Genomic DNA, 16,867 nt, shown 5'->3' on the forward strand with positions numbered 1-16,867 from the left:
TATTATAGGTAGACAACAAAAAGAAGATGGTTCCGATGTTTCATTAAATATGTTCGTTAGACTTTTACGCAAAGGATTCTATCTCTTCTGCACCCTAATGCTTTTCGAATTCAGTTCAACAACTGGAAGTTAATTATAAAGGTCTTTGCAAATACACCATATCTACTAACTGTACTCCGCTCTCGTAGATTGGGTGATCGTAATTATCTGTAAAGAAATTTGATATAATATGTGAACGGACAAAACCACACTTTTCATAAAATGGTATTGTCAGTGGGCTATCGCCTGTTCCGACTTGCAGAATGGCGTATTGTTCTCTGTAATTATTAACAATAAACTCAATTAAGGCTCTTGCATAACCTTTCCCTTGATATTCTGGAACTGTCGCAATGTTCTTGATTTCGAGTATGTCATTTTTTTCATCCGTTATGACACACTCGCACTTGACCCCATTATCATCAAGTACATACATCTTGCCGCTATCAAGATAACGGTCAACCATATCTTCCTGCTCATCTGCTAATAGGAGCAAATCAAGATATTGTTTTTTATTCTCTTTAACTTCAATAATTTTCATCAATCGCACCTTCAACTTCCGATTGTCTTAATTCTACAAACTGAAATTTATCGTCTTGTTCCATTCTTATCAAAATTCTTTTTTAATGCTATTTCTGTTGGGAGAATAGATCCAATTAAAGGAATAAGTTGAACACCACAGATAATTCCTCCTATACTCCCAACACAATCTTCATTTTTTCCAATTACTAAAAGCATGAATATTACTGTTATCGGCAACATAACCATTCCACAGACATACCAAACTTTACCACAATATTTATGAGCAAATTCCCATGTGTCTTTGTTCTTCATAGACATCGAAGTCCGATATCCAAATACTGAATTTATTTCCTTTGGAGCCTTTTTCATAAAATATCTTCCAAAACCAATCATCGTAAATGGAAGAAGCAAATCCATAATCAACATAAAAATCCAAAACCCCATTGTAAACCTCCTTTACTACAACTTCCGATTTATCTCTTACATTTTATCATATTCTATCCCAAAGCTCTATTCTTAGATTGCCAAAGAGCAGCCTTCCGACTGCCCTTTCTGCTCACATATCCACGCTCTCTTTCAACACAATTTCCTCCGCACATGCCTTTATATTATTTATCAATCCAACCCATTTCATCAGATCCTGCATTTTCAGTTGTTCCGTCACACCTTGTTTTTCCTCAATCTGCTTTACCAAGGTTTCCACCTGCTCTCTGGTCTCCTGATCGACTCGGTTCAGATGTGCCGTCAGCTCCCCAGGCAAGTCTTTCGTGAATACTTCCTGTTGGCATTTGCTCCATTTGTCGCTTTTCTTCTAATGCCTTCTGCTCCTGTATATCCTGTTGTACCGCATCATCTACAGCATTTTCTCCAAGAACACGCACTACCCGGTCATATCTATCAGAAACATCCTGCAATTGTTGTTTTTCATCAAATAACTGCTCTTTTTCTTCACGCACTGCATCTAACTCTCTTTGTATTTGGTTATATGCTTGCTTTGTTTTCTGATATTTGTGTTTCCATTTTTCTACTTCTTCGGCAAGTTCTTTAACCTGTGCAGCCATCGCAGCAATTTTATTTTTCACCTGAGTAAACAGTGGTTTTATTTTCTTATCCCGGTAAGTTGTTGCACGTTCCAATGCACCAGCTTCTGGAAGTAGAGTTTTCACTGTTCCATATTCCTTTATTTCTTTGCTGACATTATCCATTACCGGCTGTAACCGTTCTCTGCGTTCTTCCAGGCTATGCAGATCTTTCTCGGCTTTTTCCGCACGCTTCTCAGCTTCCTCTTTATCTTTAACTGCCTGCTCCTTGTCATCTTTTAAAAGCTGGATATTGTGGAAACAATCCGTCTGAAACTACAATATCATCGTGATCCAGAACGTGCTGAACAGATCAAACAGATCAAAGGCTGGTAAAAAAATTACTCCTGTGAATAGCAAACATTCGCAGGAGTTTCTTTTTGGCACCGTTTTGACACCGCAAGCCTTATTTTTCAATTTTAAATTTATCCGTATTTCATCTTACTGATAAATGTTTCTCTGTTTCTAATCTGATAAATTTACGAACAATTCTTTTCTTAGAGTACAGAAAAACCCCGGAAACCTTACGGTTCCGGGGTATCTTACGTTTGGACACAATGTACCTTGCGGTACTCAATATATATTAAATTAGGATGTTATACTAATTAACGATTACTCGATGATTGTAGCAACACGTCCTGATCCTACAGTACGTCCACCCTCGCGATACTTTAATTCCGTTTTACCTCATATTTTTTATGGTTTTCTCTCCAAAATACAGTGAAAAACGGCTGAATTGCACCACCTATTTTGATTTGCCTGATTTCTTGGCACCGTTTTAGCACCGGAGAATACTCAAACCGATTTTCTTCTGTAGATACTAGATACTTCTCTACCAACTTTATATTGCACCGGTAATTTTTAACTGTTATAATCGAAACATGGGTGCTACCATAACGGTAGGCGGTTAGTCCTTCTCCAGAGGGACTGTGACCCTCTGATTACATAGAAACCTGTAAAGGAATCCATTGGAAAGGAGGGCTAAGCCAATGAGTATTATTGACTTCATAGCAGTAGTGAGCTTCGGCTTAACCTGCTTTAGTATCGGATATACATTAGGCAAAGATAATCATAAACCACAAAAATAACCGCCCTGGTCTGGTAAACTAAGCGGTTATCTTTGATGATATTCTAAATAGTAAAACGGACTAACCGTCTATCGGTAGCACTCTTTTTCTATAATCATATTAGCACGCATCTGTGGAAATGTCAAAAATTTTCTTCTTTCTCAACTATATCTATTTCCATACATTTTTACAACCTATTTCAAGTGTTCCTCAAAAATTAATTCGAGTTCCTTATTCCCTCTCAAGAATTCATACTCTTTCTTATTTTCAATTTCCGAATACAATTCACGAACAAAATTTTTTCCAAGTCCCGAAAAAGCTTTTCCCTGTGCAGTATCTTCATACCTGTAATACAAAGGGGATTGTGTCATATTCCAAGGCTTCTGTGATTCACTTAATAATCGCTTAATTAACTGGATACATTTTTCTACATCTTTTCGATATCCAGCAATCAGCAGATATGGCACTGTGTTGCCGTAATTCCATAGTCCAAACAATGATATCATGTGATCTGTAATCTCAGCAATTTTCTCTGCTTTATCATGATTTCCTGTCTCTTCTTCCATTTCTATTAACTTATACAAGTAGCTTTGGATATTGATAACTGCCTGTAGCAATTTCCCTTCTAAGAATAATGCAGCAGTATCTGTTCCTTCCTGATGTGCTAATACACTTGTTTTCATAATCGTTGCATCAATTACAGTATCAGGAATTTTTTTCAAAAGGACATTTGCTTCTTCATATTTCTCCATTTGGACATATTTTGTTGCAAGTATAAAAACGCTTGAATTTCTCACTCTTTCAACCTGACTATCTGCTGTTCGTTCCAGCCACTCAATAATAGCTGTATTATATTCCATTCGTTCTTCGTCATTAAGATCTGACAAAGTCAAAGATCCGTTCAGAACGGTTGCGATCGTATAAATTAATAAGTCGCAATGAGGATACTCCTGTATTTTACGAGATGCCATCTCGAAAGCCTTTGTAAAGCTGTCCAATGAAACTTCCGAAAGTTCATTCACAAATTGTCCAATCTCTTTTTCGGTCAATTCTTCACGAAACGAAAACAATTCATTCATATCAATTTTCAATAATCGTGCCAAAGCTGGAAGTAATGAGATATCCGGATATGTATTTCCCTTTTCCCATTTATTTACCGCAGGAGTAGAAACACCCAGATAATTTGCCACCTGTTCTTGTGTTAATCCCTCAGTTTTTCGATAGTTTTTTATCTGCTCACCAATACGCATTGTTCACACCTCCTGTCCTTATTTCCATTATAGCGTTCCCAATACATGTTTACAATTGAGCCTTTGTTTACTTATTACTTTCTTTTTTTAACTTTCAATTAATTTTCTCTAATATTTATATCATCAGCAACAAACTGCCCACAAATTTAAGAACGGGCTACTAACCCTCAAACGACAGTGTATTACATTGCATCAGTTAAACCAACCTTGTTATCCTGAATCACCACTCCTTCATCTTCGCTTCATGCCTATTTTTCATAATTTGCAACTGGTATATAATGACAGGAATTAGAAAAATTACAGCAATTATGCCTAAAATAACAGACCGATTTACGGTAGCAAATGCTGCGAGCATAAGCATTAATAAAAGCCAGGGATTTCGCAAATTACTGTAATAATTTGCCCTATCTTCATAGGACGTATGAAGTTCAAAAGGTTTTCCATCATTTTCTTTTTCTACAATCAGCAATTCCCTGTTAAATGTTGTAGTGTTTGTTGCAATACGACCGCCAATTTCAGCCCACGGACGCCAGCGAACTTTGCCAACAGAATAATTAAGATTGATATTTTTATAGAATACGGAATATCCCATTTCTTCCAAGAAATCATGGTAATCTTCAGCATTAGCTTTTGATTTTTGTCCTATAAACTCCACGCAATATTGAATTTGACCTGGCTTACATTTTTCAAATTCATAGAGTAATTTCCCCGTTCGAATAAGGCGATAACCTTTTTCAGCCATCTTATTCAGCCAGTTTTTCTGTACCGTCAATAGCCCACCAAAAAAACGATAACACTTTTTACTCATAGTGTACCTCCTACAATTCCGCTTGCAATGCCTACAAGTTCACGAAGTCTGATAAGTTCTTTTTCAGCTATCTCCTTTCCTTTTACAGTGATAAGATACTCTTTTTTTCTACCTTCACTATCTCCGAAAAGCTCAATCCATCCCTTTTCCTGCATTGAATTTAATGCACCATATAAAGTACCTGCTCCCAATGAAAGCCGCCCACCTGTTTTTTCTTCAATGAATTGCATGACAGCATATCCGTGTTTAGGTGAATAGAGTGAAAGCAAAATATAGAATGTCACTTCTGTGAGTGCACCACTTTTCACATTATCCCTCATAGCATCCCCTCCTTATTACGGTTACTGTAATAACCATATCAGTAACCGTAATAAAAATCAAGAGATGTGAAATAAATCTTAATAAGCAGGATAGTATTGTGCTTTTCCTGTTCAGTCCTTTACAAACAATACTTATATATAAAGTGTTTCTCTCAACACCATTTCTTCTGCACTGGCTTTTATATTATTCATCAGCCTAACCCACTTCATCTGATTCCGTACCTTTAATTCTTCAGTTACACCCTATTTTTCTGCCATCTGTTCCATAAGCATTTCCACCTGTTCTCTGCTCTCCTGATCGATCTGATTCAGATGTTCCGTCAGCTTTCCAGTCAACAACAAGTATTGATATTTTGCTGATCTGTGTTCCTTCAGAAATTGTTTTCGTAACATTCCATATTTTCCATATGTCGGTTCTTCTTCATTCAGTGCCAAATCTGGCAAATAATAATCTCCTTGCAAAGTATATCTTAATCCGTTCTTTTCATCATAAATGTGTTTTTCCATAATCTTATCTCTCCATTTCTCTGTTTTTTGATTTAGTTTTCTTACGCTGCTGATTCTCCATCTCGCTTTTTTTCATTCCCCATGCCAATCTTTCATGAATATTTCCCTTCGGCATTTGTTCCATCCGTCGCTTTTCTTCCAGGACTTTCTCGTTTTGAATATCCTGCTGTACTGCTGTATCTACAGTTTCTATTCCAAGAACACGCACAACACGATCATACCTATCAGAAACACCTTGTAATATATCTTTTTCTTCTGACAATTTCTGATTATCTTTACGTATATCATCCAGTTCTCTCTGAATAGCATTATATTTTTGTTTCACCTTTTGATATTTTCTCTTCCAACCTTCCACCTCTTTCGTGAGTTCTTTAACCTGAGCCGCCATTACAGCAACCTTATTCTTTATTTGAAGAAACAGTGGTTTAATTTTTTTATCTCGATAGGTTACTGCCCGTTCTAGCGTGCCCGCCTCCGGCAGTAACATTTTAACCGTTCCATATTCTTTGATTTCTTTGCTCACACTATCCATAATCGGTTGTAGCTGTTCTCTGCGATCTTCCAGGCTTTTTAGTTCTTTTTCTGCGCTCCCTGCCTTTTGTTCTGCTTCTTGCTTCGCCTTGATTGCCTGTTCCTTATCGTCTTTTAAATTCTGGATATCTGCTCTGGATTCTGCAATTTGTGCTGTTAATTCTTCTTTTTCAGCAGTTAGATGCTCTTTCTCCTGCTCCAATTCCTGTACTTCCTTTTTCCGTTCTTTTTTCTTGAAGTTATAGACATCCAGATGTTCCTCATGAGTACCTTTCTGTTCCCATTCAATTCCATACTGCTTTGCAGTCTCTGCCAGAACTTCTTTTTCATGATTTATCCACTGATTCAGTTCCGTATCATGCTTATTTCCACCTTGAAATCCAAGACTTTTTAATGCCTGTTTCAGTGAAACTCTGGTATCCATTCCTTTTCCTTTCCAACCCGTCACATAAGGAATAAAATCAATATGTAAATGTGGAGTAGACTCATCCTGATGTAGATAACACCCAAATACCCGTAGCGCTGGATTCCGTTTCTGGAAGTCCTTTACATATTCATCCAGCACTTTTACAGCCAGATCTCCTTCTACTGTTCCGACAGCCATATCTTCACGATTTCCAATCTGGAAAATCACTTCGTGGAACAGCTTTTCCTGCTTTCCCTGACGGATTTTTTCATAGTAATTTGTAATCTTCCGGTCTTTTCTTTTCCCGGTATTGTATCTCTCCACAGCATCATCAAATAACTCTTTGTAAACTTCTTTCAGATTTTCATTCTGGTAACAAATATTTAATTGTACTCTGTCTGGGTCTACATTCTCTGCGAAAAACTCTCTCCTGTTATGAGCCAGAGAACCTTTCCCAATCATACCGCTAATTGTTCGTTTTATCATAATGTTTCTCACCTCTTTTCTAATCAAGTGCTAGATATGGCACATAATTTTTATTCACGCCAGTAATAGCGATATTAAGAAACTTTCGCCGGATACGGCGGTTTTGTTACTTTTTTCAAAAGTAACGCAAAAGCACTTTCGACAGTCGTACCGTCCATCAAAAGTACCCTTGCGCCCTGCCGGGGGGCTATTCCTCCCGTTGGTCGGTTCACTCCTGCGTTACTTGTATACTGAATTATCCCGGTATCCTTGCCCGGATATATTCCAGATCACCACAATACGGTGTTCCTACAAGATACCATTCTCTTGCAGGATTCATTTCCATTCTAGTCTGAACCCATTCATCATCAAGCAACACTTCCAGGCATTCTCCACAGTGAAATCCTGTATCAATCCATAGATCTGATGATAATAATCCATATCTTTTGTTATAACTGTTATATCCTAATCTTCCTTCTCGCATTATGCCATTCTCCTTTCATTTAGCGTTTCCGCAGGGACGCCCTGAATCAGGGCTCCCTTTTGAAAATTCTCTTCTCCACCAACCAACTCCCGGCTACATCTTACCAGCTTTCTACTTGTCTGCTATCTACAGGTGCGTGACACGCTCCTGTAATAAAGTGTTCAGAAAGAACCTTTACCATCGAAAGTTCTCCGGTATTCCCCGTCTGTCCAGATATTCCTGCCGAAACTTTTCTCTTTCTTCTTCCGTTGGTGCTGTTTTGGATTTGCTGTATACTTCACGATTCACCATTGCATCCAGTTTTTTCTCCAATCCCAACCGGATTATTTCTTCGCCATCGTAGTTATCCATCAAAAAATATTGTAGGAGTTGAAAAAATAACTCGTATGGAATCTGTACATTTTTATTTTGCATCTATTCTCCTTTCAAGGTGGCAAGATTCCCTCTTCTTAAGAAATGATAATCTTGCCATCTTCCATTTTTATTCTGGCAACATCCAATACCATTGCTTTCCACGCTTTACGGAATCAATTTCAAGTTCCCGTTTGGCGTTCCATAGCGTTTTACTTTTGATTCCTCTGGCTTCTGCTTCTTCTGCAATTTTCTTTTGAGTCATTCCTCCGTTTGCCAGTATTTCAAGAAGAAATTCTTTTGCTTTCCGGCTTTTCTGTCCTCTTCCATCTCCATTAAGAAGTTCATCGGCACTGATATCATATTCTCCAATCCATTCAAACCCATTATTCTTATCCAGTCTGAATGCAATGGACGTTCCTTCCGGTGCAAGAGAACTCTTCGTATGACATACCACTCTTACTTCCGGTTCATCTTTCACTCGCCCGACAATCAGGACACTTCTTGCAGCAGCCTGAAAATCAATGGAGCCAAGTCCTCGATAAGAAGATTTGCCGTTGCTGTTTTTGTTCATATGACCGATTAAAATGACTGCACAGTGATATTTTTCTGACAACACTGCGATACGCTTCATCAGTGGTCTGATCTCATTTGCCCTGTGCATATCTACGTCCGCTCCCAGAAAGCCCTGTATCGGATCAAGAACAACCATTCTTGCTTTTGTCTGTACGATTGCTTCTTCCAATCTGACATCTGCCATTGTCAGTGGCTGGTCACTGTCATCAATCACCAGCACCTTTGAACAATCTGCACCTGCAGCAAGTAATCTGGGTTTGATAGTATCTCCAAGTCCATCTTCTGCTGTCTGATAGATTACATTTACAGGTGACACTGAAGACTGTTCCTGCATATTATCTTCAGCATCTAAATCTTCATTCTCACTATCGACTTCATCACTTCGTTTTTCTTTTGTTTTCGTTGTATCAGTAACAGGAAGAATCGGCTCTCCTCTGGTCAGTTTTGCAATAATCTGAAGTACCATCGTTGTCTTGCCTTCTCCTGGATCTCCCTGTATAATGGTCACTTTTCCATAAGGAATAAACGGATAAAGAGCCATTCTACCTGTTCCACCTCTACTGAATCCATATTGATCAGTTTCAGTTTTGGTTCTATTCTGCAATTCTCAATTTTATTTTTTTCATTCATATTCATTTCATCATCTCCTCCTGCCCGTCCGGGCAAGTCTCTGATGAACAGATATTCGGGAATTGTCGTATTTCCCGATTCGTGATATACTGAATCTGCCAAGATGGTATATCAGTGAATCTGATTATCAGAGAACTTGCTCAGATTATTTATCTGGGCTTTTTCTTTTGCCTTTTCAACATTCATCTTTTTCTTCTCCCAGTCCGATAACTGCATTTCCATTTTCATTATCCAGCAGATTCGCAATCTTCCTCTGCTGATTTGGATAAAGATGTCCATAAGTATTCAATGTGATACGAATATCTTTATGCCCTAATCTGTCCCGAATCAGTAAAGGTTCCACACCTTTCTCAATGAGATAAGCCACATGGCTGTGTCTGAGATCATGCACTCGGATATTCTTTACTCCTGCTAACTCAATCTGTCGTTTCATCTTATGCTGTACTGCTTCCTGAACGACTGGAAATAATCTTTCCGTATCTGGCATTCCGTAATGACCATCTATAAATTCCTTAATTTCCTCTTTCAGAAATTCCGGAATTTCGATTGTCCGAAAGGACTGTTTTGTTTTCGGTTCTGTAATAATATCCTGCATTCCTGTCCGGTAATAAGTCTTATTGATACTAAGCTGATTCTTTTCAAAATTGATATCAGCTTTTGTAATCGCAAGCAGCTCCCCGATCCTGCATCCAGTCCAGAACAGCATCTCAAACATAAGATAATATCTTGTTCCCGGCTCCATTGTCTGTATAAACTGTTTGTACTCGTCCAGTGTCCAGAAGTTCAAACTTCTTGAATCTGAATTTCCCATTCGTTTCACTTTCTTGCATGGATTAACCGGCAAGTCATAGATTTTAGCTGCATGTGTAAACAGACTGGTCAACTGATTCTGAATCATTCTCAGATAAGAATCTGAATATCCTTTCTTCTGAATTTCATTCTGCCACTGAATAATCTGTGAAGCCTTGATTTCACTCATCATCTGATTTCCGAAGTATGGAACGATATGCTGTTGCATCATATATCTTTTATTTTTGATTGTTCGATCTTTCAGATCATTTTGTTTGTCTGAAAAATAAATCTCAATAAAATCGCTCAGCTTCATATCCATACTTCGCTCATTGCTCAACTTTTTGCTTCGTTCAAAATCCAATGCTTCTCGCTTTGTTTCAAATCCACGCTTTCTGCGTTTTTTCTTCTCACCCATGACATTTGTCTCAAACCACTGGGCTGTCCATTTTTTTGTGTCTTTTTCTCTGTAAGCCATATTGATCCTCCCTAATTTCCTGCTATTTCATAGCCATACATCTTTTTTGCCCAAAACGCCTTTGGTATTCTTCCAGCCATCGTAATATATCCCTGTGCAGCCAGTTCCTTATTCATAGCTTTCACCAGTTTATAGGCATGAGATTTTGAGCAGTTTAATTCCTGTGCCACTTCATCAGCACTCATCATATAATTGTAACTTGCCATATTGCCATCTCCTTTCCTCGCCAGATTTTAAATACGTTTACTGTAATTTGTATCTGTACGATTTTCGTAAATTGATAATATCATGTATTGCCGTCGTTGTCAATATTTCGTAAACGTATTTTTACGAACTTCGTACACTATTTTTTCTTTATTTTATTTCAGGTCTGTGCTATGATATTTTATAGATTTATGTTTTTCGTAATTTTGTAATATATGAAAAAGGAGGATTCTATGGGTGACGGTAAAAATTTAAAGAAATACCTTGATGAAAAAGGCACAAATGTCCGTAAAATTGCAAAGGCAACCGGAATCAGTGCCACAACCTTATATTCAATTATTCAAAAGGATTCCAATATTCGATTTGATTTTGCATTGAGACTTGCAAATGAATTACAAATTGATGTGAATGAGATATGTTCTGCCAGTCCATTTTCTGGCACAATTAAAGAAGAAGAGATTTATCCTACACTTCCAGACGGATTAAACGGAGCGTTAGATGCAACTCGTGTAAAAACTTACTTGAAAAATTCCATGTATCCACTAATGTATCTTTTCGGTAAGAACAGTATGCCTGATGTAGATAATTTACTTACATCGTTTTATCAACTTGATGATGAAGCCAGACAGGAAGTTGTGGAAACAATCCGTCTGAAATTGCAATATCATCGTGATCCGGAACGTGCTGAACAGATCAAACAGATCAAAGGCTGGTAAAAAAATCACTCCTGTGAATAGCAAACATTCGCAGGAGTTTCTTTTTGGCACCGTTTTGGCACCGCTGGTCTGATTTTTCGGTTTTTAGTTTGTTTGTACTTCGTCTTACTGATTAATTTTCTGCTTACTTTTATCTTGAAAACTCATAGGTGATTTTACTTTCCACTCAACAGAAAAACCCCGGAAACCTTACGGTTCCGGGGTATCTTACGTTTGGACACAATGTACCTTGCGGTACTCAATATATATATTTAAGATGTTATGCTAAAATTATTCGATAACTGTAGCAACACGTCCTGATCCTACAGTACGTCCACCTTCACGGATAGCGAAAGTAAGACCCTGAGCCATAGCGATTGGGTGGATCAGTTCGATTGTCATTTCGATGTTATCTCCAGGCATGCACATTTCTGTTCCTTCTGGAAGGTTGCAAACACCTGTTACGTCTGTTGTTCTGAAGTAGAACTGTGGACGATAGTTGTTGAAGAATGGAGTATGACGTCCACCTTCATCTTTTGTCAGAACGTAAACCTGAGCTGTGAATTTTGTATGGCATGTAAGTGTTCCTGGTTTAGCAAGAACCTGTCCACGCTCGATTTCGTTTCTCTGAACACCACGAAGAAGTGCACCGATGTTATCACCAGCCTGAGCTTCATCAAGGAGTTTACGGAACATTTCGATACCAGTTACAACAACTTTACGTGTTTCTTCTTTGATACCAACGATTTCAACTTCGTCAGATACGTGAAGTACACCAGCCTCTACTCTACCAGTAGCAACTGTACCACGTCCTGTGATAGAGAATACGTCCTCTACAGGCATTACGAATGGTTTATCTGTATCACGCTGTGGGTCTGGAATGTAGCTGTCAACAGCATCCATAAGTTCCATGATCTTGTCGCCCCATTCGCTGCTCGGATCTTCAAGAGCTTTAAGAGCTGATCCACGGATAACCGGGATGTCATCTCCTGGGAAGTCATACTCGCTTAAGAGTTCACGAATTTCCATTTCTACCAGTTCAAGAAGTTCTTCATCATCAACCATATCACATTTGTTCATGAATACAACGATGTAAGGAACACCTACCTGACGGGAAAGAAGGATGTGCTCTTTAGTCTGAGCCATAACACCATCTGTAGCAGCAACAACGAGGATAGCACCATCCATCTGAGCTGCACCTGTGATCATGTTCTTAACGTAGTCAGCATGGCCTGGGCAGTCAACGTGTGCATAGTGTCTATGCTCTGTTTCATACTCAACGTGTGCTGTAGAAATTGTGATACCACGTTCTCTTTCTTCCGGAGCTTTATCGATATTAGCGAAATCTGTAGCTGTGTTACCAGCAACTCTTTCAGACAGAACTTTTGTGATAGCTGCTGTTAAAGTTGTTTTACCATGGTCAACGTGTCCGATGGTACCAATGTTACAATGCGGTTTTGTTCTCTCAAACTTAGCTTTTGCCATTTTAAAACGTCCTCCTTAAAACATTTGGCTCTTATATTATTATAGAGCGCCTTTTTCGGTTTTAAACTTGCTATCCTTGATTATATTGCATAACCAGAATATTTGCAAGCATTTTATACAATTTGATAAGTTTCACACTATAAACAGTGTATCATTATCAATTGTTGTATCATTACAGTCCACACATTACTGAGAACATAGTGAACAGTAACTTTATATCTCCTACACCCTGCCGGCTTTAAACACCGGCAGACTGCAGATGATCAATAATTATCAGTCTTTCTTAGAAAGGATCTTTTCCTGTACAGACTTCGGAACCTGCTCATATTTCTCAAAGAACATAGAGTAGTTACCACGTCCCTGTGTTCTGGAACGAAGGTCTGTAGCATATCCGAACATTTCGGAAAGCGGAACGTATCCACGGATCATCTTACCACCGCCGATATCTTCCATACCCTCGATACGGCCACGACGAGAGTTGATGTCACCGATAACGTCACCCATGTAATCTTCTGGTGTAGTAACTTCGACCTTCATGATTGGCTCAAGAAGAACCGGAGCTGCTTTCTGCATAGCATCCTTGAATGCAAGAGAACCTGCAATGTGGAATGCCATTTCAGAAGAGTCGACTTCATGGTAAGAACCATCGTATACATTAGCATGTACGCCGACTACCGGGAATCCGCCAAGGATACCGGCTTTCATAGCCTCTTCGATACCTTCACCAACTGCCGGGATGTATTCCTTCGGAATAGCACCACCAACAACTGTGGATTCGAACTTGTACAGTTCTTCTCCGTTGGCATCCATAGGTGTAAATTTAACTTTACAGTGACCATACTGTCCACGACCACCGGACTGTTTTGCATACTTGCTGTCTACATCAACAGGTTTGGTGATTGTTTCTTTGTAAGCAACCTGAGGAGCACCTACGTTAGCCTCTACCTTGAATTCACGAAGGAGACGGTCAACGATGATATCCAGATGAAGCTCACCCATACCAGCGATAATGGTCTGTCCTGTTTCCTGATCTGTATGTGCACGGAATGTCGGGTCTTCTTCTGCAAGTTTTGCAAGAGCTTCACCAAGTTTTCCCTGTCCAGCTTTTGTCTTAGGCTCGATAGCGAGTTCGATAACTGGTTCTGGGAATTCCATGGACTCCAGGATTACCGGATGCTGCTCGTCACAGATTGTATCACCAGTTGTTGTGAATTTGAATCCGATAGCTGCAGCGATATCACCAGAATATACTTTATCAAGTTCCATACGTTTGTTAGCATGCATCTGAAGAATACGTCCAACACGTTCTTTCTTGTCCTTAGTAGCGTTAAGTACATAAGAACCGGAATTCATTGTACCGGAGTATACACGGAAATATGCAAGTTTACCAACGAATGGGTCTGTCATAATCTTAAATGCCAGAGCTGAGAATGGTTCTTCATCAGAAGAATGTCTCACTACTTCGTTACCATCCAGATCAGTTCCCTGAATTGGAGGAATATCTGTAGGAGCCGGCATATACTCAAGGATAGCATCAAGAAGTTTCTGAACACCTTTGTTTCTGTAAGCAGAACCACAGCAAACCGGAACAGCAGTACATTCGCATGTAGCTTTTCTTAATGTTGCTTTCAGTCTTTCTACAGTTGGTTCTTCACCTTCAAGATATTCCATCATTAAGTCGTCATCAAGCTCACAGATTTTCTCAACGAGCTCTGTATGATAAAGCTCAGCATCTTCCTTCATGTCTTCAGGAATGTCAACGATGGAGATGTCATCACCTTTTTCATCGTTGTAGATGTAAGCTTTCATTTCGAATAAGTCAATGATTCCTTTGAAATCATCTTCTTTTCCGATTGGCAGCTGTAAGCAGATTGCGTTTTTACCAAGACGAGTCTTGATCTGCTCTACTGCACCGTAGAAGTTTGCACCAAGGATATCCATCTTGTTGATGAATGCCATACGTGGTACATTGTAAGTGTCGGCCTGACGCCATACGTTTTCAGACTGCGGTTCAACACCACCCTTAGCACAGAAAACGCCGACAGCACCGTCAAGTACACGAAGAGAACGCTCAACTTCTACTGTGAAGTCAACGTGACCTGGGGTATCAATAATGTTGATACGATGTTCCAGAGCACCTGGCTTCGGTTTGCAGTTCTCTTCCAGAGTCCAGTGACATGTTGTAGCCGCTGAAGTGATTGTGATACCTCTTTCCTGCTCCTGTTCCATCCAGTCCATGGTAGCAGTACCTTCATGAGTATCACCAATCTTATAGTTGACACCTGTATAATACAGGATACGTTCTGTAAGAGTTGTTTTACCCGCATCGATATGAGCCATAATACCAATATTTCTGGTACGCTCTAATGGATATTCTCTTCCTTCTTTAGCCAATGGATTTTCCTCCTATATTAGAAGCGATAGTGAGCAAATGCTTTATTTGCTTCAGCCATCTTGTGCATGTCTTCTTTTCTCTTAACGGATGCACCTGTGTTGTTCATTGCATCTAAAAGCTCGTTTGCAAGTCTTTCTTCCATTGTTTTCTCGCCTCTTTTACGAGAGAACATTGTTAACCAGCGAAGAGCCAGTGCCTGACGTCTGTCTGCTCTTACCTCGATCGGAACCTGATAAGTAGCACCACCGATACGTCTAGCTTTTACCTCAAGAAGTGGCATGATGTTGTTCATAGCCTCTTCAAATACTTCAAGTGCTGGTTTACCAGCTTTTTCTTCGATTCTGGCGAATGCACCGTAAACAATTTTCTGTGCTACACCTTTCTTACCGTCTAACATGATGTTATTGATAAGTTTGGTAACCACTTTATTGTTGTACATTGGATCTGCCAGAACGTCTCTTTTCTGAGTATGTCCTTTACGTGGCACGTTACTTCCCTCCTTAATCATTGTGATTAAATCATCGGTACTCACGCAGATAACTATTGCATGTTCGCACTGGTAAGGTCCTATATTTAACCCGCAACCGGCAGGGTATATGGAATACCGTACAAATTCATAGTTCTAGTCTTCCGTGAATTTTCGATTGATTAATTCCTGCTGTCCCAAACAATAGGATCAGCTCTTAAAATTCTTATGAAACCTTTTTAGAATTATTTCTTTTTCGGTCTCTTAGCGCCGTATTTAGAACGGGCCTGTTTTCTGTTAGCAACACCTGCAGTATCAAGAGTACCTCTGATGATGTGGTATCTTGTACCAGGTAAGTCCTTAACCCTTCCACCACGGATAAGAACAACGCTATGCTCCTGAAGGTTGTGACCTTCTCCTGGGATGTAGCTTGTTACTTCGATTCCGTTGGAAAGACGAACTCTGGCGATTTTTCTAAGAGCTGAGTTAGGCTTCTTAGGAGTTGCAGTCTTAACTGCTGTACAAACGCCACGTTTCTGTGGTGCAGACTGTTCAACTGCTTTCTTTCTTAAAGAGTTGAATGTTTTCTGAAGAGCCGGAGCTGTAGATTTCTTTACAGTTGTCTGGCGTCCCTTTCTTACTAACTGGTTGAATGTTGGCATTCCATTTCACCTCCCGATTTATTTCTCCATAGCTTACTATGGGGCCTTGCGGTTGCTATTCATGTAAATACGCGCAAAAAATCAACGTTCTCTTTGCACGCTTGCTCATTATATCCCGTAAAATCCACGCTGTCAAGGGATTTCGCATGAAATTTACATGATTTTTTCTAATTTTTATCATTACTATAAATTTCTTTTTTCATACACCACATCACCGCAATAAACTTATCAGACAATACCCCTTCCCCAAAAATCTTAACTGCCATCTCTCCCCAAATGTATCCCGACCAGACACTATTCTCTTCCTATTATAAGTGACTGACCATGTGAACTCCTAAAAGCAAAATACACCAAAAACTCACCAAGCCTCCAAACGCAGCTGCCGATAACAGCTCCCATAAATCCACATATGCTGCAGGAATAATTTTCCCATATAGTCCCAGCCAACAGTCAGCGCCGGATAATATTTTATTTTTGATGCCTTAGAATATCTTAGTGTCCGAAACCGCACGCAAAATAAAATATTATCCGGCGCGTCCCTCCTCCCCTATTCACAATTGCATTTTCCCTCCCCTTTCATTATAATAACAACCAAAGCAACAATTCAAATTTTCAAGAAAGGACACCCCAAAATGAAGAAACCCAGCATGATCAGCGTACT

The 16,867-nt window shown here is 39.3% G+C and carries 17 protein-coding genes and 2 pseudogenes; 1 reads left to right on the forward strand and 18 read right to left on the reverse strand.

Features of this window, described 5'->3' with window-relative positions:
* Positions 1-133: 133 nt before the first annotated feature.
* The 14 genes and pseudogenes from WKT11_RS12245 to WKT11_RS12310 all read right to left on the reverse strand — a co-directional run bounded on the left by WKT11_RS12245 (position 134) and on the right by WKT11_RS12310 (position 10,505).
* Positions 134-577: a GNAT family N-acetyltransferase gene (locus WKT11_RS12245; RefSeq protein WP_055248683.1), complete on the reverse strand. Its 444-nt coding sequence runs from the start codon at positions 575-577 to the stop codon at positions 134-136.
* Positions 578-624: 47 nt separating this feature from the next.
* Positions 625-1,002 (reverse strand): SdpI family protein, encoded by a 378-nt coding sequence (locus WKT11_RS12250; protein WP_003864540.1) that lies wholly within the window; start codon positions 1,000-1,002, stop codon positions 625-627.
* Between the two features lie 112 nt (positions 1,003-1,114).
* A complete protein-coding gene (locus tag WKT11_RS12255) occupies positions 1,115-1,261 on the reverse strand; it encodes a TnpV protein (protein WP_340284568.1) in 147 nt (48 codons plus the stop codon).
* Positions 1,236-1,763, reverse strand: coding sequence for a hypothetical protein (locus tag WKT11_RS12260; RefSeq protein WP_340284571.1), 528 nt, complete (start codon positions 1,761-1,763; stop codon positions 1,236-1,238). The genes WKT11_RS12255 and WKT11_RS12260 overlap by 26 nt, the downstream gene beginning before the upstream one ends.
* 1,135 nt (positions 1,764-2,898) lie before the next feature.
* Positions 2,899-3,954 carry a helix-turn-helix domain-containing protein gene (locus tag WKT11_RS12265; RefSeq protein ID WP_340284573.1) on the reverse strand — a complete coding sequence of 352 codons (1,056 nt, stop codon included), beginning with the start codon at positions 3,952-3,954 and terminating at the stop codon, positions 2,899-2,901.
* 220 nt (positions 3,955-4,174) lie between these two features.
* Positions 4,175-4,762, reverse strand: a complete 588-nt coding sequence (locus WKT11_RS12270; protein WP_340284575.1) for a DUF2812 domain-containing protein — start codon at positions 4,760-4,762, stop codon at positions 4,175-4,177.
* Positions 4,759-5,082 (reverse strand): PadR family transcriptional regulator, encoded by a 324-nt coding sequence (locus WKT11_RS12275; protein WP_055056227.1) that lies wholly within the window; start codon positions 5,080-5,082, stop codon positions 4,759-4,761. The genes WKT11_RS12270 and WKT11_RS12275 overlap by 4 nt, the downstream gene beginning before the upstream one ends.
* Positions 5,083-5,214: 132 nt before the next feature.
* Positions 5,215-5,589, reverse strand: a pseudogene (locus WKT11_RS12280) (TnpV protein).
* 4 nt (positions 5,590-5,593) lie between these two features.
* Positions 5,594-7,012 carry a plasmid recombination protein gene (locus WKT11_RS12285; RefSeq protein WP_340284586.1) on the reverse strand — a complete coding sequence of 473 codons (1,419 nt, stop codon included), beginning with the start codon at positions 7,010-7,012 and terminating at the stop codon, positions 5,594-5,596.
* 235 nt (positions 7,013-7,247) lie between these two features.
* Positions 7,248-7,475: a DUF5348 domain-containing protein gene (locus WKT11_RS12290; protein ID WP_055258605.1), complete on the reverse strand. Its 228-nt coding sequence runs from the start codon at positions 7,473-7,475 to the stop codon at positions 7,248-7,250.
* Between the two features lie 174 nt (positions 7,476-7,649).
* A complete protein-coding gene (locus WKT11_RS12295; RefSeq protein WP_055258607.1) occupies positions 7,650-7,889 on the reverse strand; it encodes a hypothetical protein in 240 nt (79 codons plus the stop codon).
* A gap of 67 nt (positions 7,890-7,956) precedes the next feature.
* A pseudogene (locus WKT11_RS12300) lies at positions 7,957-9,038 on the reverse strand (AAA family ATPase).
* Positions 9,039-9,207: 169 nt separating this feature from the next.
* A complete protein-coding gene (locus WKT11_RS12305; RefSeq protein ID WP_340284592.1) occupies positions 9,208-10,299 on the reverse strand; it encodes a tyrosine-type recombinase/integrase in 1,092 nt (363 codons plus the stop codon).
* Between the two features lie 11 nt (positions 10,300-10,310).
* Positions 10,311-10,505, reverse strand: a complete 195-nt coding sequence (locus WKT11_RS12310) for a helix-turn-helix domain-containing protein (RefSeq protein WP_257465675.1) — start codon at positions 10,503-10,505, stop codon at positions 10,311-10,313.
* 231 nt (positions 10,506-10,736) lie between these two features.
* On the opposite strand from WKT11_RS12310, the gene WKT11_RS12315 reads away from it, so the two are divergent.
* Positions 10,737-11,219 (forward strand): helix-turn-helix domain-containing protein, encoded by a 483-nt coding sequence (locus tag WKT11_RS12315; protein WP_287533971.1) that lies wholly within the window; start codon positions 10,737-10,739, stop codon positions 11,217-11,219.
* A gap of 270 nt (positions 11,220-11,489) precedes the next feature.
* Here the strand turns inward: WKT11_RS12315 and tuf are convergent, their stop codons facing one another.
* The 4 genes from tuf to rpsL all read right to left on the reverse strand — a co-directional run bounded on the left by tuf (position 11,490) and on the right by rpsL (position 16,206).
* Positions 11,490-12,683 (reverse strand): elongation factor Tu, encoded by a 1,194-nt coding sequence (tuf, locus tag WKT11_RS12320; RefSeq protein WP_019163091.1) that lies wholly within the window; start codon positions 12,681-12,683, stop codon positions 11,490-11,492.
* A 273-nt stretch (positions 12,684-12,956) separates the two neighbouring features.
* Positions 12,957-15,077: an elongation factor G gene (fusA, locus tag WKT11_RS12325; RefSeq protein ID WP_117674943.1), complete on the reverse strand. Its 2,121-nt coding sequence runs from the start codon at positions 15,075-15,077 to the stop codon at positions 12,957-12,959.
* A gap of 17 nt (positions 15,078-15,094) precedes the next feature.
* Positions 15,095-15,565, reverse strand: coding sequence for a 30S ribosomal protein S7 (gene rpsG, locus WKT11_RS12330; protein ID WP_020993199.1), 471 nt, complete (start codon positions 15,563-15,565; stop codon positions 15,095-15,097).
* 224 nt (positions 15,566-15,789) lie between these two features.
* Complete coding sequence (gene rpsL / locus WKT11_RS12335; RefSeq protein WP_117674944.1) at positions 15,790-16,206, reverse strand: 30S ribosomal protein S12; 417 nt, start codon at positions 16,204-16,206, stop codon at positions 15,790-15,792.
* Positions 16,207-16,867 lie beyond the last annotated feature (661 nt).

The sequence above is a fragment of the Blautia sp. HCN-1074 genome (genome assembly GCF_037890165.1).
In the GTDB taxonomy this organism is placed as follows: domain Bacteria; phylum Bacillota; class Clostridia; order Lachnospirales; family Lachnospiraceae; genus Blautia_A.

What these genes read in the sequence shown, in the direction of transcription:
- WKT11_RS12245 (WP_055248683.1), bottom strand. Translation starts at nt 577, where the DNA reads ATGAAAATTATTGAAGTTAAAGAGAATAAAAAACAATATCTTGATTTG.
- WKT11_RS12250 (WP_003864540.1), bottom strand. Translation starts at nt 1,002, where the DNA reads ATGGGGTTTTGGATTTTTATGTTGATTATGGATTTGCTTCTTCCATTT.
- WKT11_RS12260 (WP_340284571.1), bottom strand. Translation starts at nt 1,763, where the DNA reads ATGGATAATGTCAGCAAAGAAATAAAGGAATATGGAACAGTGAAAACT.
- WKT11_RS12265 (WP_340284573.1), bottom strand. Translation starts at nt 3,954, where the DNA reads ATGCGTATTGGTGAGCAGATAAAAAACTATCGAAAAACTGAGGGATTA.
- WKT11_RS12270 (WP_340284575.1), bottom strand. Translation starts at nt 4,762, where the DNA reads ATGAGTAAAAAGTGTTATCGTTTTTTTGGTGGGCTATTGACGGTACAG.
- WKT11_RS12275 (WP_055056227.1), bottom strand. Translation starts at nt 5,082, where the DNA reads ATGAGGGATAATGTGAAAAGTGGTGCACTCACAGAAGTGACATTCTAT.
- WKT11_RS12285 (WP_340284586.1), bottom strand. Translation starts at nt 7,012, where the DNA reads ATGATAAAACGAACAATTAGCGGTATGATTGGGAAAGGTTCTCTGGCT.
- WKT11_RS12290 (WP_055258605.1), bottom strand. Translation starts at nt 7,475, where the DNA reads ATGCGAGAAGGAAGATTAGGATATAACAGTTATAACAAAAGATATGGA.
- WKT11_RS12295 (WP_055258607.1), bottom strand. Translation starts at nt 7,889, where the DNA reads ATGCAAAATAAAAATGTACAGATTCCATACGAGTTATTTTTTCAACTC.
- WKT11_RS12305 (WP_340284592.1), bottom strand. Translation starts at nt 10,299, where the DNA reads ATGGCTTACAGAGAAAAAGACACAAAAAAATGGACAGCCCAGTGGTTT.
- WKT11_RS12310 (WP_257465675.1), bottom strand. Translation starts at nt 10,505, where the DNA reads ATGGCAAGTTACAATTATATGATGAGTGCTGATGAAGTGGCACAGGAA.
- WKT11_RS12315 (WP_287533971.1), top strand. Translation starts at nt 10,737, where the DNA reads ATGGGTGACGGTAAAAATTTAAAGAAATACCTTGATGAAAAAGGCACA.
- tuf (WP_019163091.1), bottom strand. Translation starts at nt 12,683, where the DNA reads ATGGCAAAAGCTAAGTTTGAGAGAACAAAACCGCATTGTAACATTGGT.
- rpsL (WP_117674944.1), bottom strand. Translation starts at nt 16,206, where the DNA reads ATGCCAACATTCAACCAGTTAGTAAGAAAGGGACGCCAGACAACTGTA.